The 21,478-nt window shown below is 50.5% G+C and carries 19 protein-coding genes; 9 read left to right on the top strand and 10 right to left on the bottom strand.

Annotated elements, in window-relative coordinates; all coding sequences use genetic code 11:
• The first annotated feature begins 35 nt into the window (after window positions 1–35).
• Both LCH85_17995 and LCH85_17990 read left to right on the top strand, forming a co-directional pair.
• A complete protein-coding gene (locus LCH85_17995; GenBank protein ID MCA0353891.1) occupies window positions 36–560 on the top strand; it encodes an O-acetyl-ADP-ribose deacetylase in 525 nt (174 codons plus the stop codon).
• A 339-nt stretch (window positions 561–899) separates the two neighbouring features.
• Window positions 900–1,310, top strand: coding sequence for an ADP-ribosylation/crystallin J1 (locus LCH85_17990; protein MCA0353890.1), 411 nt, complete (start codon window positions 900–902; stop codon window positions 1,308–1,310).
• A 58-nt stretch (window positions 1,311–1,368) separates the two neighbouring features.
• Here the strand turns inward: LCH85_17990 and LCH85_17985 are convergent, their stop codons facing one another.
• Complete coding sequence (locus LCH85_17985) at window positions 1,369–2,214, bottom strand: CPBP family intramembrane metalloprotease (GenBank protein ID MCA0353889.1); 846 nt, start codon at window positions 2,212–2,214, stop codon at window positions 1,369–1,371.
• A gap of 175 nt (window positions 2,215–2,389) precedes the next feature.
• Between LCH85_17985 and LCH85_17980 the strand changes: the two genes are divergently transcribed.
• Window positions 2,390–3,085 carry an aspartate/glutamate racemase family protein gene (locus LCH85_17980; GenBank protein MCA0353888.1) on the top strand — a complete coding sequence of 232 codons (696 nt, stop codon included), beginning with the start codon at window positions 2,390–2,392 and terminating at the stop codon, window positions 3,083–3,085.
• An 88-nt stretch (window positions 3,086–3,173) separates the two neighbouring features.
• Entirely contained in the window at window positions 3,174–4,052 is an 879-nt protein-coding gene (locus tag LCH85_17975; protein ID MCA0353887.1) for a tetratricopeptide repeat protein, read from the top strand.
• Here LCH85_17975 and LCH85_17970 read toward each other — a convergent pair.
• Window positions 4,045–5,406, bottom strand: a complete 1,362-nt coding sequence (locus LCH85_17970) for an anaerobic glycerol-3-phosphate dehydrogenase subunit C (protein MCA0353886.1) — start codon at window positions 5,404–5,406, stop codon at window positions 4,045–4,047. The two genes, LCH85_17975 and LCH85_17970, sit on opposite strands and share 8 nt — an antisense overlap.
• A gap of 143 nt (window positions 5,407–5,549) precedes the next feature.
• On the opposite strand from LCH85_17970, the gene LCH85_17965 reads away from it, so the two are divergent.
• From LCH85_17965 to LCH85_17950, 4 genes are all read left to right on the top strand, one after another.
• Entirely contained in the window at window positions 5,550–6,794 is a 1,245-nt protein-coding gene (locus LCH85_17965; GenBank protein ID MCA0353885.1) for an ROK family transcriptional regulator, read from the top strand.
• 109 nt (window positions 6,795–6,903) lie between these two features.
• The gene (locus LCH85_17960) at window positions 6,904–8,208 is read left to right on the top strand and encodes an extracellular solute-binding protein (protein ID MCA0353884.1); all 1,305 of its coding nucleotides are present in this window, start codon (window positions 6,904–6,906) and stop codon (window positions 8,206–8,208) included.
• Between the two features lie 167 nt (window positions 8,209–8,375).
• Window positions 8,376–9,413, top strand: coding sequence for a sugar ABC transporter permease (locus LCH85_17955; protein ID MCA0353883.1), 1,038 nt, complete (start codon window positions 8,376–8,378; stop codon window positions 9,411–9,413).
• Window positions 9,406–10,539: an ABC transporter permease subunit gene (locus LCH85_17950; GenBank protein MCA0353882.1), complete on the top strand. Its 1,134-nt coding sequence runs from the start codon at window positions 9,406–9,408 to the stop codon at window positions 10,537–10,539. Before LCH85_17955 ends, LCH85_17950 begins: the two co-directional genes overlap by 8 nt.
• Before the next feature lie 81 nt (window positions 10,540–10,620).
• Here the strand turns inward: LCH85_17950 and sucD are convergent, their stop codons facing one another.
• Window positions 10,621–11,502 carry a succinate--CoA ligase subunit alpha gene (gene sucD / locus LCH85_17945; GenBank protein MCA0353881.1) on the bottom strand — a complete coding sequence of 294 codons (882 nt, stop codon included), beginning with the start codon at window positions 11,500–11,502 and terminating at the stop codon, window positions 10,621–10,623.
• Window positions 11,503–11,604: 102 nt separating this feature from the next.
• The gene (gmd, locus tag LCH85_17940) at window positions 11,605–12,585 is read right to left on the bottom strand and encodes a GDP-mannose 4,6-dehydratase (GenBank protein MCA0353880.1); all 981 of its coding nucleotides are present in this window, start codon (window positions 12,583–12,585) and stop codon (window positions 11,605–11,607) included.
• 141 nt (window positions 12,586–12,726) lie between these two features.
• Between gmd and LCH85_17935 the strand changes: the two genes are divergently transcribed.
• Window positions 12,727–13,158 carry a helix-turn-helix domain-containing protein gene (locus LCH85_17935; GenBank protein MCA0353879.1) on the top strand — a complete coding sequence of 144 codons (432 nt, stop codon included), beginning with the start codon at window positions 12,727–12,729 and terminating at the stop codon, window positions 13,156–13,158.
• Between the two features lies 1 nt (window position 13,159).
• Here LCH85_17935 and sucC read toward each other — a convergent pair whose 3' ends face one another.
• From sucC to argH, 6 genes are all read right to left on the bottom strand, one after another.
• Window positions 13,160–14,296: an ADP-forming succinate--CoA ligase subunit beta gene (gene sucC / locus LCH85_17930; GenBank protein ID MCA0353878.1), complete on the bottom strand. Its 1,137-nt coding sequence runs from the start codon at window positions 14,294–14,296 to the stop codon at window positions 13,160–13,162.
• Window positions 14,297–14,720: 424 nt separating this feature from the next.
• Window positions 14,721–15,524, bottom strand: coding sequence for a class I SAM-dependent methyltransferase (locus tag LCH85_17925; protein MCA0353877.1), 804 nt, complete (start codon window positions 15,522–15,524; stop codon window positions 14,721–14,723).
• 263 nt (window positions 15,525–15,787) lie between these two features.
• Window positions 15,788–17,563: an arginine--tRNA ligase gene (argS, locus tag LCH85_17920; GenBank protein MCA0353876.1), complete on the bottom strand. Its 1,776-nt coding sequence runs from the start codon at window positions 17,561–17,563 to the stop codon at window positions 15,788–15,790.
• A gap of 123 nt (window positions 17,564–17,686) precedes the next feature.
• The gene (locus LCH85_17915; protein ID MCA0353875.1) at window positions 17,687–18,661 is read right to left on the bottom strand and encodes a dienelactone hydrolase family protein; all 975 of its coding nucleotides are present in this window, start codon (window positions 18,659–18,661) and stop codon (window positions 17,687–17,689) included.
• A 274-nt stretch (window positions 18,662–18,935) separates the two neighbouring features.
• Window positions 18,936–19,904 (bottom strand): ornithine carbamoyltransferase, encoded by a 969-nt coding sequence (argF, locus tag LCH85_17910; protein MCA0353874.1) that lies wholly within the window; start codon window positions 19,902–19,904, stop codon window positions 18,936–18,938.
• 49 nt (window positions 19,905–19,953) lie between these two features.
• Window positions 19,954–21,318 carry an argininosuccinate lyase gene (gene argH / locus LCH85_17905; GenBank protein MCA0353873.1) on the bottom strand — a complete coding sequence of 455 codons (1,365 nt, stop codon included), beginning with the start codon at window positions 21,316–21,318 and terminating at the stop codon, window positions 19,954–19,956.
• Between the last annotated feature and the right edge of the window lie 160 nt (window positions 21,319–21,478).

Here is a 21,478-nt window from a genome sequence, read left to right as displayed (position 1 = left end):
TCTTGGATCAGCATTAAATTGAGAGGGAATTTCCAATGAACCAACGCATCGAAATTCTACACGGCGATATTACCAAATTTGTCGGTGCAGCAATTGTTAATGCTGCTAATGAGTGGTTGCTGGCAGGTGGTGGGGTTGATGGGGCGATTCATCATGCAGCTGGTGACGAATTACAGGCTGAATGTGATCAACTAGGTGGTTGCAAAACTGGCCAAGCCAAAATCACCAAAGGCTATCGCTTGCCAGTGCGCTCAATCATCCACACAGTTGGGCCAGTTTGGCAGGGTGGCAATAAACACGAAGCCGAATTACTGACCAGCTGCTATCAACAGAGCCTCGAACTTGCTGCTAAACATCAACTTGAAACCCTGGCCTTTCCAGCGATTAGCTGTGGAATTTATGGCTATCCGGTCGAATTAGCTGCCCCGCTTGCGATCCAAACGATTGCCAACTTTCTTGCGAGCAATTCAATCCCCGAAAAAGTCAGCTTGATCTGTTTTGAAGCCACAGTTTATCAAGCCTATTGTGCTGCGTGGGAAACGTATCAAGCCAATCTCTGACCCATGCATCCAATTGATTCAAACTAGATGTATATAGCTATATAAGGCTTAATCTACTATCAACACCAAGCGCATGCCAACTATCCTAATTGAGTCAGTTGTCGGCGGGTGATTCAATTGTGGTATGGTTCATGCTTTGGATTCCTGACACACTATTGATAGTGGATTAAGCCAAATTCGGCCAAAAATCCCTTGATTAATCACCAAATTTCATGCAAAATTAAAATCTGATTTGTATCTAAATAGATGTGGAATAATTTGAGTGTGATGTGACCTTTAAACGATACGTTATAGCTTCTTACAATCACACCTTGGTGGCACAAGGGAAAGGACAAGCAGATGATCCTATATCGACCTGTTGGGTTAGAAGAACTAACATTGATTGCGCAAGCGGGCTATCGTTCATTCCCAGCACAATTGGCCGAGCCACCAATTGCTTATCCCATCCTCAACCTTGATTATGCCAGCCATGTTGCTGAAGCAGTCAAAACCAAGGATGCCGAGGCTGGTTATGCTGGCTTTGTGGCTGAATTTGAAATTAGCGAACAATATGCGCGCCAATTTACGGTTAAATCGGTGGGCATTCGTCGCCGTCATCGCGAACTTTTAGTGCCAATCGAAGAATTTCACAATTTCAATACCCGCATTCTTGGTCATATCAAGGTCATTGCCTCGTTCTATGGCAAGCAATTTCGTGGGATGGTCAACCCCGTAACCGCCCTACCCACCTTCATCTCACCTGTTTTGTAATGAAACAAAGGCTCCTGCTCAACTGAGTAGGAGCTTTTTTTAGGATATCCATGGGTTATTATTGATATCTTGTTCGCCGCCAAACTAACCACGCCACTAAGCCCACGACGAGCGCCAAACCAAGCCCAAATTCATCGATTACATAGGGCGTAATGGCATTTTTGCTGGTCAGCGGATTAAAAACTGTCTGGATGAAAATATTATGGCTGGCATGCAACAGCACTGCTGGCCAAACACTGGCCGATTTCAGGCGCAACCACGCCATCACAAAGCTCAGGCCAATCACTAAAATTGTAAAACAGCCTAAGCCAAACCACAGCGGTGCACCAGCATTGTTATACTCAACCAACAAAATCGCTGGATAATGCCAGATTGCCCAAATAAGCCCACTGATTGTCGCGGTTGCGGCGAGCGAATAGCGTTTGCTCAACTCTGGCACTAAAAATCCGCGCCAGCCCAATTCCTCACCAAATGCCAAGATTGCTGATCGAACGATGCCAAGCGTTGCAACCTCGCCCAAATAGCCCCAAAAGCCGCTGATTGGCAACGGTGTGGCTAGGCCAACGTGGCTTGCTAAGGCTTGCAACGAAACATCACCAATGCCGCTCAGCCAAACCACGCTATACACGACTAAGCCATAGCTCACAGGCAACCCATAGCTGAGCAATAAATCCTTGGGTGCGGCGATTTTCCAGCCCAAACCTGCCAACCGCCGCTCGAAAACTAATTGGGTGATGACTGCGGCTAGCGCTGGACTGAAGATCAACCCTAATCCAAATGCCGCTTGCGGATTTGGGCCAACCAAAAAATAATAACAAATTGCCGTCAAAACCGTGGTTAGCAGTAAAAATATACTAATTTTCGCACCATTAGTAGCTGTTTGAATTGATTGAGGCTGGTTCAAGGCAATGCTCCTATGCTCAAAAACGAACATGCTGAGCATACTTGCCACTTGTCACAAGCCAATCGCAGCCCTGTCGCAGAATTGTCGTAAGCAAAAGCGCGTATCATAGGCGGCGTAGCATATGGCCAACCAACCATTGCTCCATGTTGATGTTTGCTGTACCAAGGAGCTTTGCATGAAAACGATTGGCCTCATTGGCGGGATGAGTTGGGAATCGAGCGTCAGTTATTATCAGGTGCTCAACCAAGCGGTCAAACAGCGTTTTGGGGGTTTGCATTCAGCCAAATGTGTGTTGTATTCAGTTGATTTTGCTGAAATTGCCGCGTTGCAAAAGGCTGATCAATGGGAAACTGCTGGGGAGATTTTGGCCCAGGCTGCTCGTAATTTGGTAGCGGCTGGCGCTGAATGTATTGTGCTTTGCACCAACACCATGCATCTGGTAGCAACCGCAATTGAGCAAGCAGTCGAAGTGCCATTCATTCATATCGTCGATCCAACGGCAGCGGCGATTCAACAGCAACAATTAACTACAATTGGTTTGCTGGGCACACGCTTCACCATGGAGCACGATTTTTATGCTGGGCGTTTGCGCCAACGCTATGGCTTGGCGGTCGTCACGCCTGAGCCAGAACAGCGTGATGAAATTCATCGGATTATTTTCGATGAATTGTGCCTTGGCAAAATCGACTCTAGCTCCAAAGCCTACTATTTGGCGGTGATTAACGATCTGGTTGCAGCCGGAGCACAGGGCATTATTTTGGGCTGCACCGAAATTGGCTTGTTGATTAACCAAGCTGATTGTGAGGTGCCACTGTTCGATACCACCCTGTTGCATGGTCAGGCAGCAGTAGCTTGGAGTTTAGCAAAATAGCACAAATTTTCAAGGTTGTGACACTCGTTGTCACAACCTTGGGCGATACTTAACCCTGATACGAGTATATATAACAAGGGGTTGAGCTATGGCGACAATCATGACGGCGCAACGGCAGGAACGACGACAGCTAACCACAGGAATACGGGTTGGTCGAGCGGTGATGCTAATGCCAGAACTTGTGGTGTTTCCAGCGCTCTGTGGCTTGTACTTTTTAACCAATCAAGCAGTTGGCGTGGCTTTGCTCGGCGAGTTGTTGATTGGCTTATTTGTTGCTCGGATTGCCTTGGTTTGGTACGCCGGACGAGCTTGGGCACGCGGTTCGTATGCCCAAGCTGAACGCCTCGTTTTATGGTCGCTGCGTATTTACCCCGATTCAGCTGATGCTTGGTTGGCCATGGGTTCGATTCAATTGGCTCAAGGCGAAACCGAAGCCGCCATCAAAGCGATCGAACGCGCCGACCAACTCTATCCATTTCATGCCCCAATTTATTTAGAAATGAGCCGCGCTTTGGCTGCTCACGGCGATTGGAACGAAGCTCGCCATTATGCCAGTATGGCCTTGGTGTTGGACGAGCAATTGGCTTTGAGCTATAGCCACAACGCGTTGTTGAGCTTGCATTTTGATGAAGCTAGCCAAACCACCAAGCAATGGATCGAAGCAGGCTTGGCCTTAGCGCCGCATGTTGCCGCCAAAGCCAGCCTCTATGTTGCCCGCGCCGAATTGGCATTTTTGGCCAACGACGAACGCCAAGTCCAATTAGCCTTAGATCAAGCTGAACTTTTGTTGAATGGCTGCCCGATTCCGCAACAAGCTGAATTGCTCTATCGAATTGGTCAATTGCAACGTAGCTTGGGTCAGGTTGATGCCGCCCGCTCCAGCTTTGAACGAATCGAACACTCCGACCATGAAGGCGGATATGTTCATGCTGCGTGGCGAGCCAAAGTAGAAACCAGTGTTAGCTAAGTTGGCGCTGTTGATCAAATCGGCGATAGGCCTCGGCTAAAAGTTCCACGGGATGACGGGTTTCCATACCCGTCCCGTGGCTAATTTGCCAGCGACAGGTTTCGCTATCACACAGCACCGTATCAGCGGGATGTTGACTGGCCCATTCAAATAACGGTTTACCCACATCCATTGCGATTGGGTATTTTTCGGTTTTTAGGCCATAGGTGCCAGCAATCCCACAACAGGCTGCTTGGCTTCGCTCAATTTGCAAGCCTGGAATATGCGCCAAAATATCGCGGGCTGGCAGGCCGATGCGATGGGCTTTTAATTGACAAGGCGGATGGTAGGGCAAGCTCTCTTCGATTGCACCCAAGTTGCGATCAAATTTGCCTGCTTCGTCGAGCAAACGCAAATATTCAAAAATATCGTAGGTTTGTTCGGCCACCAATTGAACCTCAGGATCATGCCAGCCCAACAATTCGGGAGCTTCATCTTTGAGCGTCAAAGTACAACTGGTCGAAGTTCCTACCACCACATAACCTTGGCGAATCCATGGCAATAAGGCATGAACATTGGCGGCATGATAACGGCGGGCTGCATTAAACTCACCATTAGAAAGCATCGGCAACCCACAACAACCCTGATTAGCCAACACCACCTCACAGCCATTGCGGGTCAGCACTTCTAAGGCAGCTTTGCCAACATGTGGCTCATAATAATTGGTTGAGCAGCCATGAAAATAGACGACTTTACGTGAAATTGTGGAAACTGCTGGTTGTAGGGTTTGAGTTTGGACCAAACGGCGTTGTTCAAGCGGCACAAGCGCGGTGCGGCTGAGCCACGAACGCAGGCCATACGTCCAGCGTAACGGTGTGGCAGCGCGGGGCAGATGTTTGCGTGCCCAGCCGCGCAAGGTATAGCCAGCCCACTGTGGCAGCGGCGCACGCCGATCGATCTTAAATAATTTTTCAATCAACCAACGAATTGGCCGATTGCTCATTGTCCAATTGGCTAGCGGGGCGAAGGGTGTGCCCAGCATTCCCAACAGCTCCGAGCGCCCAAGCAGGCGGTTGCGCAAGGGCAAGCCATGTTCGCGTACCATCTGCGCTCGGGCACGGGCATTGAGTTCAGCGATTGGCACGCCAGTTGGGCAAACCTCGTTACAAACTCGACAGCCAGAGCAATAATCCACTGAATGATCGGGCGAATGCTCAGCTTGATCATGGCGAAAACGGCCTGCTTGCGGCCCGACATACTTGGGACCAGGAAATTGATCGGTGACCGCTGCCACCGGACATGCAGTCGTACAAATATTACATTTAATACAAAAATCGAGCGATTGCTCCAGCCTGATTGATAATCGGTCATCCATAGCGACAAGCCTCAATTGCGATTTAAAGCTTTAGAACGGCCTAAATCGCATTCTATCATAAAACGGCCATGTTTGTTTGTTGTCTTGACAAAGTACCAAATAGTTGCTAAAATCGGAGCCACTTACCAAGTAGGAGCCTGCAAATGAATCGTCCTTCGGCATTGACAGCTGATCTGAGTTTGATGCGAGAACTCAACCGCGCCCTGGTACTCCAGTTAATTCGGCGTGAAGGACGGATTTCGCGGGCAGATATCGCCAAGCACACCAAGTTAAGTCGTTCGACCGTTTCAAGCATCATTAACGATCTGATTGACGCAAGCCTTGTTACGGAAACGGGCATTGGTACCTCAAAAGGTGGCCGACGGCCAATTATCCTCGAATTCAATTATCAAGCCAATTATATTATTGGGCTTGATGTTTCGCGCAACGCCGTTAGTGCCGTTATTACCGATTTGAACGCCCGAATCTGTTCGCGTCGTCAAATTTCCTTCAATGTTAATGATGGCCCTACCGTTGGCATGCCGCTAATCAAACAATTGATTAGCACGATGCTGACCGAATCGCCGGTTGGCCGTGGCCGCATTAGTGCGATTGGGGTTGGCGTGCCTGGCCCATTGGATTTTCGCAATGGCCGCACAATTGCCCCGCCAGTTATGCCTGGTTGGGATAACGTGCCAATTCGCGAAGAGTTAAGCCAAACCTTCCGCTTGCCCGTATCAATTGATAACGATGCCAACTTAGCCGCGATGGCCGAGTATCGTTGGGGCGCAGGTAAAGGTGCGCAAAACATGGTCTACTTATATATGAGTAGCGCCGGGATTGGCGCTGGCTTGATTATTGATAGTCATTTGTTCCGCGGCTCGATTGGTAGCGCTGGCGAGGTTGGGCATACCACCCTCAGCGTCGAAAACGATGAATCATTTGGCCCAATCAACGCTGGCTCACTCGAAGCCTTGGCTTCACAAATCACGGTTTTACGGCTAGCCCGCGAGCAAAAGCTGATTAGTGCCGATGATGATGTGCATGCCTTGGTGCGTAAAGCCGAGAGCAGCCCCGAAATTCAAGCTATTTTGCGGCGAACCGCCCACTATCTTGGTGTGGCAATTGCCAGTATCATTAATATATTCAATCCTGATCGGGTTGTGATTGGCGGGGTTATTCCGGAAACCTCACCATTAGTAATCGAGACGATTCGAGCAACGGTGGCGCGACGCGCTTTAGCGATTGCAGTGAATAATACCTCGATTGTGCCCGGCGCACTAGGCCGCAATGTCGCAGCCTTGGGAGCCGCAGCCCTTGCTACCGAGCGCTTATTCGCGCCGCCAGCCTTGGAACGCCCTGCAACTTTAGGGGTGCATTCCAACGAGGTTGGTTCGTTGGCAAGCTAACAATTGCCCTTGATCGAGCGTGAATAACCTTCACGCGCTCATATTCACCTGTTCGCCCTAATCGGCACGGTAACAGATTTTTCAATATGGTACAAAGGAGTGTACAGCAATGAAGCGTATTTTGAGCTTCCTGCTCGTCAGTATCATGATGGTCGGTTTATTGGCAGCTTGTGGTGGCGAAACCACCCCAACCACTGCTCCAACCACCGCAGCAGAACCAACCGCCGCCCCAACTACTGCGGCAGAAGCAACCGCTGAGCCAACCGCCGCAACTACAGAAGCAACCGCTGCTCCCGAAGCAACTACCGCCCCAGCAACTGGCGGCATGGCAGCAACTGGCGATATCACCTTGTGGCACGCTTACAGCACCGGTGGCGCTGAAGATGCAACCTTGACCGAGTTGATCGAAAAAGCCAAGGCTGCGTTCCCAGAAGCCAACATCAGCGTGTTGCAAGTACCATTCGACCAAGTATTCAGCAAGTTTGAAAACGACGTTGCTGCTGCTGGCGGCCCAGACTTGCTCTTGGCTCCAAATGATAGCTTGGGCGATTTGGCTCGCAAGAACTTGTTGGCCGACCTCGACGCTTACAAAGCCAACTTGACCAACATCGCTCCTGCTGGCGTTGCTGGGATGTCGGTTGATGGCAAGCTCTATGGTATTCCAGAATCATTCAAAGCCGTTGCTTTGTACTACAACAAATCAACCGTAGCCACCCCACCAGCAACCACCGACGAGTTGTTGCAAATGGTCAAAGATGGCAAGAAATTGGTCTTGAACCAAAGCGCTTACCACAACTTCGGCTTCTTCCAAGCTTTCGGTGCTAGCTTGTTCACCGCCGACAAGTCATGTGGCTTAGTCGATGGTGGCGGCGATGCCTTGAAGTATTTGCAAGATCTCAAAGCTGCTGGCGCAACTTTCTCAACCGATGGTGCTCAAGCTGATGCCCTCTTCCGCGAAGGCCAAGCTGACATGATCATCAACGGGCCATGGGTTTTGGCCGACTACCAAGCTGCTTTGAGCGACAAACTTGGTGTTGCCGCAATGCCTGCTGGTCCTAAGGGTCCTGCTGGCCCATTGACTGGCGTTGACGGTTTCTATGTCAACATCAACAGCCAAAATGTTGAAGGTGCAGTTGCTTTGGCAATGTACTTGACCAACACCGAATCACAAAAAATCTACACCGAAAAAGCTGGCCACGTTCCAGCTGATGTCAACGTTGTACCAACCGATGCGTTGGTGCTCGGCTTCAGCCAAGCTGCTTCAACTGGCTATGCTCGCCCACAAGACCAAGAACTTAACAACTTCTGGACTCCAGTTGGCGATGCTGTAACCAAAGCACTTGATGGCGGCGAAGATGCAACCAAGGCGATCACTGATGCCTGTGCTGCAATGGATACCGCTAACGGTAAATAAGGCAATCAACCGACCCGTTCCTTCCTTGTGAGGGAACGGGTCGAGCCAAGGCTATGGTGGGCTTAGCGAAAGATAGTGCTGTAACGATGCCGTAGTCTGGCCTGTTCCTCGCTCACGCGATACCAAATCATCACAGACCCCGCCCCTGTCAGCAAAGGAGCCACGCCATGGCATCGGCAGAAAGCAGCGTCGAGCGTGCTAGTGATAGCGCCATCCCACGACCTTCGTGGTGGGCACGCACCAGAACCTCGCGAACAGCCTATACGTATCTTTTTCCCGCTCTGATCGTGATGTCGATCATCACGTTCTATCCGATTCTCTACCAATTTTGGATGTCGCTAACCGACTTTGGCCCATCCAGCATCAACCCTCTTGCCAAAAACTATACGCCACCCAAATATGTGGGCTTTGAAAACTATCAATTAATTTTGCAAGATAAGTTGGCTACTAAAAACGCCGACTTAGCCAGCTTCAAATTCTGGCGAACCTTGGGCTTCAACATTTGGTGGACATTCTCGAATGTGATTTTTCACGTTTCACTGGGGATCGTCATCGCCGTGATGTTGAACGTCGAGGGTTTGTGGTTTAAAAAGATCTATCGCGCAATTTATATCTTGCCCATGGTGCTGCCACAGTTGGTTATTGCCACGATTTGGCGCAATATGTTCGATGGGCAATATGGCGCGATCAATATGATGTTGAAGATCTTTCTTGGCCCAGCCTTTCCCGATAAGGGGATCGATTGGTTGCAACAAATTCAGCCAGTCGCCTTTGGCTTACCACTTTCGTACTTTGCCATGTTGATTGCCAATATCTGGCTGGGCTGGCCATTTATGACGATTGTGGCCACTGGCGCACTCCAAAGTATCCCCAAAGAATTATATGAAGCGGCTTCAATCGACGGCGCAACTGGCTGGAATAAATTCTGGACAATTACGCTGCCATTGCTGCGCCCCGCCATGGTTCCAGCAACCATCTTGGGGATTATCCAAACCTTCAATCTATTCCATGTGATTTACTTTATCAGCGGCGGCGGCCCACTCGGCCAAACCGAAATTTTGGTGACCCAAGCCTATAAGCTGATCAACGGTAACTCGCTGTTTGGGATTGGGGCAGCATTTAGCGTCTTTATCTTTATTATTCTGGGCTGTATTTCAGCAATTACCGCCAGAATTTCACGAGTAGCGGAGTCATACGATGGCTAATTCATCTATTGCACAACCGACCAGCCGCAAAGGCCTGTTTGCTCGTGGGCGCGGTGCTGGCCGTCAATTGGAATGGTGGCAACAATTGCTGTTGCAGGCATTTTGCTTGACCGTGGCAATTTCAGTCTTGTTTCCAATTATGTGGATCGTTACGCTTTCGTTCAAGGAAGCAGGCAGTGCCCGACCACTCAAATTGGAAGTTATTCCATCGTCGATCTCGTTAAGCTCCTATCAAGCAGTGATCGAGCAACCGCTTTCCAAATCAGCAGGCGATATCTCGTTCTGGAAGTTGATGGGCAATAGCTTTTTCTTGGCAGCAGGGGTCTCGTTCTTCTCAGTGATGATCGGGGTTTCAGCAGCCTATGCCTTCTCGCGCTTGAACTTCGTCGGGCGCAAATTGATTTTCTTGAGCATTGGCTTTATTTTGTTGATGCCAGGGATTGCTACGCTTGCGCCATTGTTTGCGATGTTGGCCAAAATTAGCACCAGCCTTGAAATCTTGCGCATCATTTATTTCACGATGGCAGGCTTGTTGGTCGCTGGCCTAGCGCTTATGACGATCTCACGGGTTCGCTCCGATGATTTTCGGGCTGGCTCAGCTGCATTCTTGGTTGGCGGTTTAGCGGTGGCTGCACTGTTCTTATGGGGCGGTACGCAGATTGAAATTCCTAAAAATGCCCGACCATTTGAGCTTGGTCGCTCGCTATATGGCGTAGGCTTGGCCATGATTTCCGGCGCGTTACCATTCGCGATCTGGAATCTCAAAGGCTATCTGGATACGATTCCCAAGGAGTTGGAAGAAGCCGCGATTATTGACGGCGCTTCACCAAACCAAATCTTCTTCCGGATTATTCTGCCGTTGGCCACCCCAGCTTTGGCCGTAACTGCCTTCTTGGGCTTTATGGCTGGCTGGACAGAATTTGCTTTGACCGCACGCTTTATCAACAAGGCCGACAATTATACCTTGGCAATTGCCTTGCAAACCATGACTGGCCAATATGCCACAGTTTCATGGTCGAATTTTGCGGCGATGTCGATTATGATTTCGCTGCCAGTCTCGATTGTCTATCTGGCGTTGCAAAAATATATCGTTGGCGGCTTAACCTTGGGCGGGGTAAAAGGTTAATCAGCTTCAGCGGGCTTTTGGTATCGCAAACAAAAAACCACTCCAATTGCTGGAGTGGTTTTTTCGTGCCAACTAATTGGCTTATTTGCCAAGGCTTTCGGCGACCAATTTCGCGATATCGGTGGGCAATTTGGCAACTTTCGCGCCAACTGCTTCCAAGGCTTCGATTTTTTCTTGGGCAGTGCCTTCGCCACCAGCGCCGATAATTGCGCCAGCATGGCCCATGCGCTTGCCTGGAGGAGCCGATTGACCAGCGATAAACGAGACCACTGGCTTGGTGACATTTTCCTTGATAAAGGCGGCGGCATCTTGCTCAGCGTTACCACCAATTTCACCGATCAACACAATCGCTTCGGTGGCTGGATCAGCTTGGAACATCGCCAAAACATCGATGAAGTTGGTGCCGATAATTGGGTCGCCACCAATCCCGACGATTGAGGTTTGGCCAAGGCCAATGCGGGTCAAGGCATCGACCGCTTCATAGGTCAATGTACCTGATTTGGAGACCACGCCAACTGGGCCTGGTTTGGCAATCGAGCCGGGGATAATCCCCAATTTGGCTTCGCCTGGGGTCAACAAGCCCGGGCAGTTTGGCCCGATCAAGCGTGAACCTTTGAGCTTTACAAACTCATAGGTTGCCACCATATCCAGCGCTGGCACGCCTTCAGTGATACAAACGATCAACGGAATGCCTGCATCAGCGGCTTCGCGGACGGCATCGGGTGCAAAAGCAGCGGGCACATAAATTACCGTAGCGTTTGCGCCAGTTTCCTTGACGGCTTGCTTGACCGTGTTGAACACAGGCACACGGCCATCAACGGCTTTTTGGCCGCCGCGACCAGGTGTAACCCCACCGACCAAATTTGTGCCATATTCCAGCATTTGGCGCGAATGAAACTCACCTTCGCGGCCTGTAATCCCCTGCACAATCAGGCGGGTATTTTTATCAGCCAAAATACTCAATGGAAATGTCCTCCTTGACAAATGCAAGGATGAGGGATGAATGATGAAGGATGAAATAGTGACGATCAATCAGTTTCATCCTTCAACCCTCATCCTTCATCCTTATGAAATCCGGTATTCATGTTTCAATAATTCGAGGTCAGCTTCGACCATCATGGTCACCAGTTGCTCGAAGGGCGTTTCTGGTTGCCAACCTAAAATGCGCTTGGCCTTGGCTGGGTCGCCAATCAACAAGTCCACTTCGGCAGGTCGCATAAAGCGTTCGTCGATTTTTACATAGTCGGCATAATTTAAGCCAACATGGCCAAACGCGATCTCGCAGAAGCGGCGCACTGAGTGGGTTTCGCCCGTTGAAACCACAAAATCATCGGGCTGGTCTTGTTGCAACATCAAATACATCGCTTTGACGTAATCGCCAGCAAAGCCCCAATCGCGCTGGGCTTCGAGATTACCCAAACGTAATTCAGTCGCTAAGCCAAGCTTAATTCGCGCTACTGCATCGGTGATTTTGCGGGTGACAAATTCGCGGCCACGGCGTGGGCTTTCGTGATTGAACAAAATGCCTGAGCAAGCAAACATATTGTAGCTTTCACGATAATTCACGGTGATCCAGTGGCCATAAACTTTGGCGACCCCATACGGCGAGCGTGGGTAAAATGGCGTATTTTCGGTTTGCGGTACTTCAACCACTTTGCCAAACATCTCCGACGAACTCGCTTGATAAAAGCGAATCGAAGGATCGACCGTGCGTACTGCGTCAAGAATCCGCGTCACGCCCAAGGCTGTAGCTTCGCCAGTAAAGACTGGTTGTGACCATGACGTTTGGACAAAGCTTTGGGCTGCTAAGTTATAAACCTCGGAAGGTCGATAGGTTTGCAGCAAATTAATTAACGAAACTTCATCGAGCAAATCGCCCGTGACCAGTTCGATATCATCTTGAATATGTTTGATGCGTTCGAAATTAACTGTGCTGGAACGCCGTAGCATCCCGACGACGCGGTAGCCTTGGGCCAGCAAATGTTCAGCTAAATACGAACCATCTTGGCCGGTAATTCCGGTCACCACTGCGACTTTATTGGTCATGCTATCCTCATTCGATCTAGGCTAGATTTTATATCGTTCTAGCATAGCTCGATATGGTTGGGGTGGCTGCTAAGTGGCTTAGCAATCACCTTGGCGAATGTGCAGTATCATCAACAGCACCATGTTTGGGAGTATTGTTCTATGCCAGAATCATTTGGCCAGCGGTTGGGCCGTTTGCGGGCTTTGCATGGCTGGACACAACAAGCCCTTGCTGATCGCTTGGCGCTTTCGCGGGTGGCGATCTCCCACTTTGAAATGGGTTTGGCCACGCCTTCGGAGCGCACGGTTATTTTGCTGGCAGGCTTGTTTCGGCTCGAACCCCATGAGTTAGTCGCCGATACGTTTTACCCTGAAGGCAAAAGTTTGCGTTTGCCCAGCGTTGCGCCGCGCTATAGCGAAGTTGAGCTACAACTGGCCTTGTGTGCCCGTGATTTGGCGTGGTGCGAACGTTTGCCAGCAGCTAGAACCGAAACGCTGCTGTATTGGCAAACCAACTTAGAACAACTCCACCGCAATTGTGTTGATCTGCATGAACGCCAATTGATTCAGGCGATGTTAGCCCAACTTAGCTAAATTATTGTTTGGCAATATCAACAGCTTTTTGGGCTGCGTCGGCCAAGGTTGAAGCTGGAGTTAAGCTGGCATCAGCCAAAATGCGTTGGCCTTCGGCTTCGTTGGTGCCAACCAAGCGTACCACCATCGGCACTTGGCGCTTGATAATCTTTTGGGCTTCGACAATCCCCTTGGCAACTTCATCGCAGCGGGTGATGCCACCAAAGATATTGACCATCACAACTTTAACGTTGGGATCATCGAGAATGATATCGAGGGCTGCGGCGACTTTTTGGGCGTTCGCACCACCACCGATGTCAAGGAAGTTGGCTGGTTCGCCACCGAACAGATTTACCACGTCCATGGTGGCCATTGCCAAGCCTGCGCCATTGACCATACAGCCAATATTGCCATCAAGCTTGATAAAGGTCAGGCCATTTTCGCGGGCTTTGATTTCTGATTCTGGCTCGCCTGCGATATCGCGCATGCCAGCAACTTCGCTGTGGCGGAACAAGCCGCTATCGTCAAGCACAATTTTCGAGTCGAGGGCTTGTAATTGGCCGTTTGGCAACACCACCAAGGGGTTGATTTCGGCTAATTCAGCATCATTTTCGACAAATGCCCGATACAAACCGGTTGCAATGCTGGAAAATTGGCGAGCTTGCTTGGCATCGGTAATGCCAATGCTATAGGCCAATTCTTGGGCTTGGTAGGGTTGCAAGCCAAGTAAGGGGTCGGCTGGCAATTTGATAATTGCATCAGGATTGGTTTTGGCGACTTCTTCGATTTCAACGCCACCCTCTGATGAAGCAATCAGCACCACCCGCTTGGTCGCGCGATCCAAAATCACCCCAAGATAAATTTCTTTGTCGAAGGTGATCGCTTCGGCTACCAAGACTTTTTCAACCGTCAAGCCTTTGATATCCATGCCCAAAATCGCTTTGCCAGCATCGAAGGCTTCAGCTGGCGTGTTGGCCAACTTGATCCCGCCAGCTTTACCCCGACCGCCAACATGCACTTGCGCCTTGACCGCCACCGGGCCGCCAATTTGCTCGGCAACTTTTTGAACTTCTTCCGCCGTCGCAGCAACACCGCCGCCTGTCACTGGAATGCCATAACGAGCCACGATATCACGGGCTTGGTATTCGTGGAGCTTCATTGCACCTCCGCACGAGTAAATGCATCAATCAAGATGGCTAAACAGAGGTGTTTAGCCCTTGGGCATGGTATCAGGCTCACCAAGAGAAGTCAAAGTAAGGATGAAGGATGAGGGATGAGGGATGAAGTGAACATAGAGCAAAGAACATAGAACATAGGAGTTGAGGATTGGTATTAACCGCAGAGATCCAGGAATATGAATGATCAGCGAGAAAATTGAACCACGAAGGGCGCGAAGAACCGCTAAAGTTAATTATTTCGTGTCCTTCGTGTTCTTCGTGGATCGATTCTTTAACACAGAGGTACAGAGCAATTATGGCGGTTGGCTATTGGCGCTAGGCTATCGGCTATCGGAACGTTTTTGGGATTGGAATTATCCATTAATCCTACGGCCAAAAGCCAATCGCATGCTTTATGGCTCGTTTCTAGCGAATGCCAATTCGCACATGGTAACTGAAATACCACGGAATTGGCTGCTTGCCAATCAGATCGTGGGCTACTTGTCTGAGTCGATCAAACCCAATTTCCTCCTCAGTAACCGTGCCATGCTTGAGATGATGGCTATATCCACTACTCAAGATCAGACCAATAAAACGATTCGCATCGCCATATTCGCAATGATGGAGCACTAATTCTTGGGTATGTTGAAATAGCCCACTCTGCTGCATTCGCGCAAGGTGTTGCTCCTTGGCCCAACCTGGGCGTTCCGTTGGTGTGCCACGGGTTGCAATTAGGTGCTCAAACCGCTGATCGACCTCTTGAAAAATCTGGTCAATTTCCCAATGAATGGTTGGCGGCCAACTATAATCATAGGCTGCGAACACACCGCCAGGTCGAAGAATGCGAGCAATTTCAGCCAGCGTTGCCGTTGGTTCCATCCAGTGAAAGGCTTGAGCACAGGTAATAATATCGACACTGTTAGATTCAAGACTTGTTTGGTGTGCTACTCCAGCTTGGTAGCTGATAGTTGTAGCTGAAATATGGGCCGCAAGATTTTGGATGGCAACGTTGCGCATTGGCTCACTTGGCTCAATCCCAATGACTTGGGCTGCTCGTTCGTTCCAGATCGTCGTTGATCGACCAGTACCACACCCCAAATCAACGACAAGTTTGGGACGTGGAGTATGGATCAACTGAGTCAGAATATCAATCAAGACCAAAGGCGGTGTCGGACGCGTTTGATCATAACGCTTAGCTTCACCAACCCATACTGCGCTGGAATCAGTCATAGAGTTAGTCCTCATGATCGAATATATGGCGGTTGGCTGAAGGCGCTAGGCTATCGACGATTGGTTGATATGGACACCAATCTTCGATAGCCCAAAGCCCAAAGCCTTGTCTTTCGCGACCTTAGTGCTCTTCGTGGATTGATTCTTTAACGCAGAGGCGCAGAGCAACTATGGCAGTTGGCTGAAGGCGCTAGGCTATCGACGATTGGTTGGTAGGCACACCAATCTCCGATAGCCCATAGCCCAAAGCCTATAGCCACGCTTTACATTCGCTCAGGAGCAGTGATTGAGAGCAGCGCTAAGCCGTTACGGAGCGCTTGAGCAGTGGCAGCAACCACATGGCCACGCGCAACCCGTAACTCTGGCGTTTCGGCTTTGAGCACTGAACAGGCATCGTAGAAAGCCGAAAAGGCCCGTGCCGTGGCATATAGCCAATCGGCGACCACGAACGGCGCATAGCGTGCCGCTGCTTCTTCAATAATTTGGGGCAAACGGGCTAGCTCTTTCAACAAGCCAGTTTCAGCAGGGTGGCTCAACAAACTGCCATCATAGCTAGCAGGCAATTCGCCAAAATCGCGCAGAATTGAACAGCAACGAGCGTGCATATATTGCAAATAGGGCGAGCTATTGCCCTCGAATGCCAACATGCGATCCCAATCGACGGTAATATTACGCTTGGTATCTTGGTATAAATCGTTGTACATCACCGCGCCCACCCCAACTTGCTCGGCAACTTGATCGATCAATTCGGCGGTAAGCTGGGTTTTACCTTCAGCCATTTTTTGCTCAATCAAGGCTTTGGCGCGATTGCGGGCTTCATCCAGCAAGGTTTCGAGATAAATCATATTGCCCTTGCGGGTTGAAAGTGGTTGGCCCTTAGCATCAAACACCGTGCCAAACGAAATATGAATCAACTCGGCATCGGTGTAGCCTAAGGCCTTGCTGATGGCAAAGGTTTGGCGGAAGTGCAATTCTTGGGGCTGACCCACAATGTAAATCATCGCATCAGGATTGTAAGTTTGCTCACGATATTTAATGGTGGCAATATCGCGGGTGATGTAGAGCGTGCCACCATCCGAGCGCTGAATCAAAAAGGTTGGTAATTTTTTGCCGCGATGGTCGGGTAAATCTTTGACAATAATTGCTTTGCCATCACGCTCCGCAAGGTCGCTCTCGCCTGCATCGCTGATGATTTCGGCCAACATATCTTTGTAAAAACTTTCGCCATGTTGCACATCGAAATGCACGCCCAAACGATCATAATTGGGCTGATTGGCAGTTTTGGTTAAATCAACCATCCATTGCCAAATTTCAACTGCTTGGGGATCGCCCTGTTCTAATTTCAACGACCAAGCGCGGGCTTCATCATCCAAATCAACTTCGGCATCGGGATCATAATCGGCATCGTCGGGGTTTGCGCCCTTCATCAACAAATTGTAGCGTTTGTATTGTTCTTCGATCGCTGCGAGCACGGCCTCGCCTTCGCCTTCGGGCTTGCCAAAGCGCAAGGTGGCGGCAATATTAACCCCGAATTGCTTGCCATAATCGCCTAAGTGATTATCGCGAATCACTTGATAGCCCAGCCGTTGGTAGAGATTGGCAATCGCTTGGCCGATGATCGTTGAGCGAATATGGCCAACGTGCATGCGCTTGGCAATGTTGGGTGACGAATATTCGACAATCACTTTGCGATTATTGCCTTTGGTGCTGCTACCATAAGTTGTGCCGCCAGCCTGAATATCGGCCAAAACGGCTTTGGCAAAGGCTTGAGGGTTGAGATTGAAATTAACGTAAGGGCCAGAAATTGTCGCACTGGCTACCAAGCTATCGGGCGCAAATTGTAGCGCGGCAACTAATTCTTGGGCAACTTGAGCAGGGTTGCTGCCACGGCTTTTGGCGGCACGAAAACAAGGCAAGGCTAAATCGGCCTGTACGCCAGCAGCTTTGGGTGCGCCTAAATCAATATCGGCGGCGCTAATTAAATTGGTGGCAAGCAAGGCCTCGCGAATGGCTTGCTCGAAGCGAGCAAAGGTATACATTATTGAAACTCCAATTGGTGAATATCTAGCGGCAGTATAGCCGAAAAGCCTTATTTTAGCCGATCAAAAAGCACCCATCGTTGTCGATGAGTGCGAGCAGAAAAAGCTGCTGGATGCTATCGACTAGACCAAATATTGCTTAAACCAAGCCAGCGTTTCAGCCCACGCCGCTTGGGCAGCCTCTGCATTATACCGCTGTCCAGTATCATTATGAAAAGCGTGATTGACCCCAGGATAAATTTCTTTGCGATAGACTTTGTTGTTTTGTTGCATCGCTGCTTCAACCTCGGCTACCGTGCTGGTAATTCGATCATCCTGTTCGGCGTAAATTGCCAAAACGGGTGCATTGATTTTGGGAATTTCGCTGCTTGGCACTGGTGGGCCGTAAAATGGCACGGCGGCTTTTAATTCGGGCATGCCTGCCGCAACCAACCAGGTAACCCCACCACCAAAGCAAAACCCAACCATGCCAATTTTGCTGGTATCGGCAAACGACTGAGTTTTGAGATACTCGACTCCAGCCTTGAAATCGGCCACATGGCGTTCGGGTGGTGCGCCGCTGAGCAAGCCAGGCACACTATCAGCGTCGGTAATGCTGGCCGTGCCGCCTTCACGCGAGAGCAAATCAAGCGCTAAGCCAACGTAGCCAGCCTTGGCCACCCGCCGCGCAACGTCTTGAATGTGTGGCGTAAGCCCACGGTTTTCGTGGCAAACCAACACAACTGGAAACGAACCATCACCAACTGGCTGCGCCAGATAGGCCATTAGCTGGCCGTCGCCACCAGCAAACTCCACCATTGCCGCTTTGATCGCTGGATCATTTTCGGCCACGCTGTTGGGCACGCTGCTGCCTGTACTGGCGGTGGTTGGTGTGGCTTCAGTTGCAGCGGCAGTCGTGGCGGTTGGTGCGGTAGTTGGGTTGGGTGCACTGGTCGCCGTTGCAGGCGTAGCTGGATCGCCACAGGCTGCCAACAACTGGGTTGCTACCACTAATCCCGTAATGCCTGCGATTTTCTTCAAGGCCTGCCGCCGACTAATCAGCCCTTCTTGATAATCCTCGACGAACTCATCGACCAGATACTGTTGTAAATGATTCATCGTTCATCCTCACACGAATTTCAGTCCATACCTCAGTCTACGCCTGTTTTGGCCTGAACGGATGGCTTGAAAGATGAGGATTTATTAATTTCATTTACTATTTGAATTACACCATCCCCCTCTTCACTCGCGCCTTCGCGATCTTCGCGTTCTTCGCGGTTTCGTGGAGCTGAACCCTTGCCTCTGACAACTCGATTCGCCACCCTTCGCGCTCTTCGCGTTCTTCGCGGTTTCCTCTGCCTGAAGCCTAGCCCCTGACAACTGATCCCTCAGCTTAGGCCGCTAGGCGCTTGGTGCGGCGTAAGGCTAAGCCAGCGATGGTTGCAACCAAAACGGCTTTGTGAGTGTGCAAGCGATTTTCAGCTTGATCAAACACAATCGAACGTTCGCCATCGGCGACAGCAGCGCTAATTTCTTCGCCGCGATGCATTGGCAAGCAGTGCATAACTTTGGCTCCAGTTCGCGCGGCGGCTAAAAGCTCAGCATTAATTTGAAATGGTTGTAAGGCTTCCAAATGACCTTCGGCCACGACTTGACCCATACTGACCCAGACATCGGTATACAACACATCAGCATCTTTCACCGCTTCCAAGGGATCATTGGTCACAACGATTTTAGTGCTATTGGCGGCTGCTTGCAGGCGAGCTTGGGCCAACAAATGCTGATCAACATTGGCCACAAATGGCGTGCCGATCGCAAAATCCATGCCCAAGCGTGGGGCAAGCTCAAGCAACGAATTGGAAACATTATTAGGATCGCCGAGATAGACTAATTTTACGCCTTGGCAGCTACCAAAATGCTCGCGAATGGTCAGGGCATCGGCGAGCGCTTGCACTGGATGCAGCCAATCGGAAAGCCCGTTGATTACTGGCACATCGGCAGCCTGAGCCAACTCGACCAAGGTTGCATGATCATTGACCCGTGCCATAATTGCATCGCACATGCGGCTCAGCACGCGGGCAGTGTCGCCAATTGTCTCGCCACGGCCAATTTGGGTATCGCGCGGGCTAAGGTAGATGCCATGCCCGCCGAGTTGAACCATGGCCGATTCAAAGCCAACGCGAGTGCGGGTTGAGGGCTTTTCGAAAATCATCGCCAAGGTGCGGTTGGCCAAAAGAGGGTGAGCTTTGCGGCGTTGTTGGCGTAGTTTGAGTTCGGCGGCAGTTTCCAGCACGTCGAATAATTCAGTGTCGTTCCAATCCGCCAGGGCCAGTAAATCGCGACCAAGAAGTGGGTGTGTCATTGGGAAGCCTCCGTTTGATTAACGGCAGGGCGAGGTGCTAGCAGCCACCTCAACCTTCTGCTAAAACGTGTTGAGCAGCAATCAGTTGGTCGCGCACGGCGTTGGGCGCTGTTCCACCAGGTACGTCGCGCATGGCGACGGAACGAGCAAAATCGAATAAACCTGCAACATCGGTCAGGCTTGGGTGGGCGGCTACGAAGCTTTCGGCAGGCAATTGGCGCATGCCAACCCCACGTTGTTCGGCTTCGCGTACCAAACGCCCAGCAATATGATGCGCCTCGCGGAATGGCACTCCCCGGCGTACCAATTCATCGGCCACATCGGTTGCCAGCATTGCATCATCAAGCGCCGATTCCATGCGTTTGGTGTTGAAACGAGCGGTGCGAATTGCGCCCGCCACCACTGGCAAGGTCAGGCTTAATGTATCGATCGCATCGAATAAGGGCGCTTTATCTTCTTGTAAATCTTTGTCGTAGGCCGATGGTAGGCCTTTGAGCAAGGTCAAAACGGTAATTAAATTGCCGATCAAACGGCCAGATTTGCCGCGAGCCAACTCCAATGAGTCGGGGTTTTTCTTTTGGGGCATTAAACTTGAGCCAGTTGAATAGGCATCGTCTAGCGCGACAAAACCCCATTCCGAGCTGCTCCAGATGATCCAATCTTCGGCGAGCTGGCTAATATGCACGCCCAACAGCGCAATTGCTGCCAAAATTTCCACAATATAATCGCGGTCGCTGGTCGCATCAAGGCTATTTTGGCTGATGCTGGTAAAACCTAATTCGGCTGCCAGTGCTGCCCGATCAACTGCAAAGGCTGTACCAGCCAGTGCACCTGAGCCTAACGGCAGCACGCTGACGCGCTTGGTTGCATCGTGCAAACGTTGACGATCACGATCTAAACGCCAAAAATGGGCTAAAAGTGCGTGCGATAACAAGACTGGCTGCGCCCGTTGCAGGTGGGTATAGCCAGGTAAAATTGCTTCGCCAACTGCTTTGGCTTGTTCCAGCAAGGCCGCTTGCACATCGCGAATAAGATCATCGGCCAATTTGAGTGCGCCCAATGTCCACAAACGGGTATCGGTCGCAACTTGATCGTTGCGTGAGCGGCCAGTGTGCAATTTGCCCGCCAAGGCTCCGATAAAATCACCCAAGCGGCGTTCGACCGCCGTGTGAATATCTTCGTCGCTGGTTAAGGGCAAAAATAGGCCTTCTTCAAACTCTTGATAGACTTGGCGCAAGCCTGCGATCAATTCTTGGCATTCGGCGGCTTGCAAAATGCCAGCGCGTTCCAGGCCATTGGCCCAAGCAATTGAGCCACGAATATCCTCGGCCCATAAGCGCCGATCGATTGGAAACGAATCGTTGAATAAGCGCATATGCTCAGCCAACGAGCCACTAAATCGTCCACCCCACATGGTTTGGTTACCTCGTTATTTGGATGTCGGTAGTTGGGGATTGGGGATCGGTAAGGCTATAGGCTTTTGGCTATTGATATTTGGTTTTGCAACGAAATTCCACTAGCCCATAGCCTATAGCCTACGCATCTCTGTGACTCTGGGTTAAAACTCCCGATCC

Source organism: Chloroflexota bacterium (genome assembly GCA_020161265.1).
Lineage (GTDB): Bacteria > Chloroflexota > Chloroflexia > Chloroflexales > Herpetosiphonaceae > Herpetosiphon.
Note: the sequence above shows the minus strand (reverse complement) of the source record. Positions and strands in the feature narration are given on the sequence as shown.

Coding starts and splice junctions, on each gene's coding strand:
- LCH85_17995 (MCA0353891.1), top strand. CDS start 36: ATGAACCAACGCATCGAAATTCTACACGGCGATATTACCAAATTTGTC.
- LCH85_17990 (MCA0353890.1), top strand. CDS start 900: ATGATCCTATATCGACCTGTTGGGTTAGAAGAACTAACATTGATTGCG.
- LCH85_17980 (MCA0353888.1), top strand. CDS start 2,390: ATGAAAACGATTGGCCTCATTGGCGGGATGAGTTGGGAATCGAGCGTC.
- LCH85_17975 (MCA0353887.1), top strand. CDS start 3,174: ATGGCGACAATCATGACGGCGCAACGGCAGGAACGACGACAGCTAACC.
- LCH85_17970 (MCA0353886.1), bottom strand. CDS start 5,406: ATGGATGACCGATTATCAATCAGGCTGGAGCAATCGCTCGATTTTTGT.
- LCH85_17965 (MCA0353885.1), top strand. CDS start 5,550: ATGAATCGTCCTTCGGCATTGACAGCTGATCTGAGTTTGATGCGAGAA.
- LCH85_17960 (MCA0353884.1), top strand. CDS start 6,904: ATGAAGCGTATTTTGAGCTTCCTGCTCGTCAGTATCATGATGGTCGGT.
- LCH85_17955 (MCA0353883.1), top strand. CDS start 8,376: ATGGCATCGGCAGAAAGCAGCGTCGAGCGTGCTAGTGATAGCGCCATC.
- LCH85_17950 (MCA0353882.1), top strand. CDS start 9,406: ATGGCTAATTCATCTATTGCACAACCGACCAGCCGCAAAGGCCTGTTT.
- gmd (MCA0353880.1), bottom strand. CDS start 12,585: ATGACCAATAAAGTCGCAGTGGTGACCGGAATTACCGGCCAAGATGGT.
- LCH85_17935 (MCA0353879.1), top strand. CDS start 12,727: ATGCCAGAATCATTTGGCCAGCGGTTGGGCCGTTTGCGGGCTTTGCAT.
- sucC (MCA0353878.1), bottom strand. CDS start 14,296: ATGAAGCTCCACGAATACCAAGCCCGTGATATCGTGGCTCGTTATGGC.
- LCH85_17925 (MCA0353877.1), bottom strand. CDS start 15,524: ATGACTGATTCCAGCGCAGTATGGGTTGGTGAAGCTAAGCGTTATGAT.
- argS (MCA0353876.1), bottom strand. CDS start 17,563: ATGTATACCTTTGCTCGCTTCGAGCAAGCCATTCGCGAGGCCTTGCTT.
- LCH85_17915 (MCA0353875.1), bottom strand. CDS start 18,661: ATGAATCATTTACAACAGTATCTGGTCGATGAGTTCGTCGAGGATTAT.
- argF (MCA0353874.1), bottom strand. CDS start 19,904: ATGACACACCCACTTCTTGGTCGCGATTTACTGGCCCTGGCGGATTGG.
- argH (MCA0353873.1), bottom strand. CDS start 21,318: ATGTGGGGTGGACGATTTAGTGGCTCGTTGGCTGAGCATATGCGCTTA.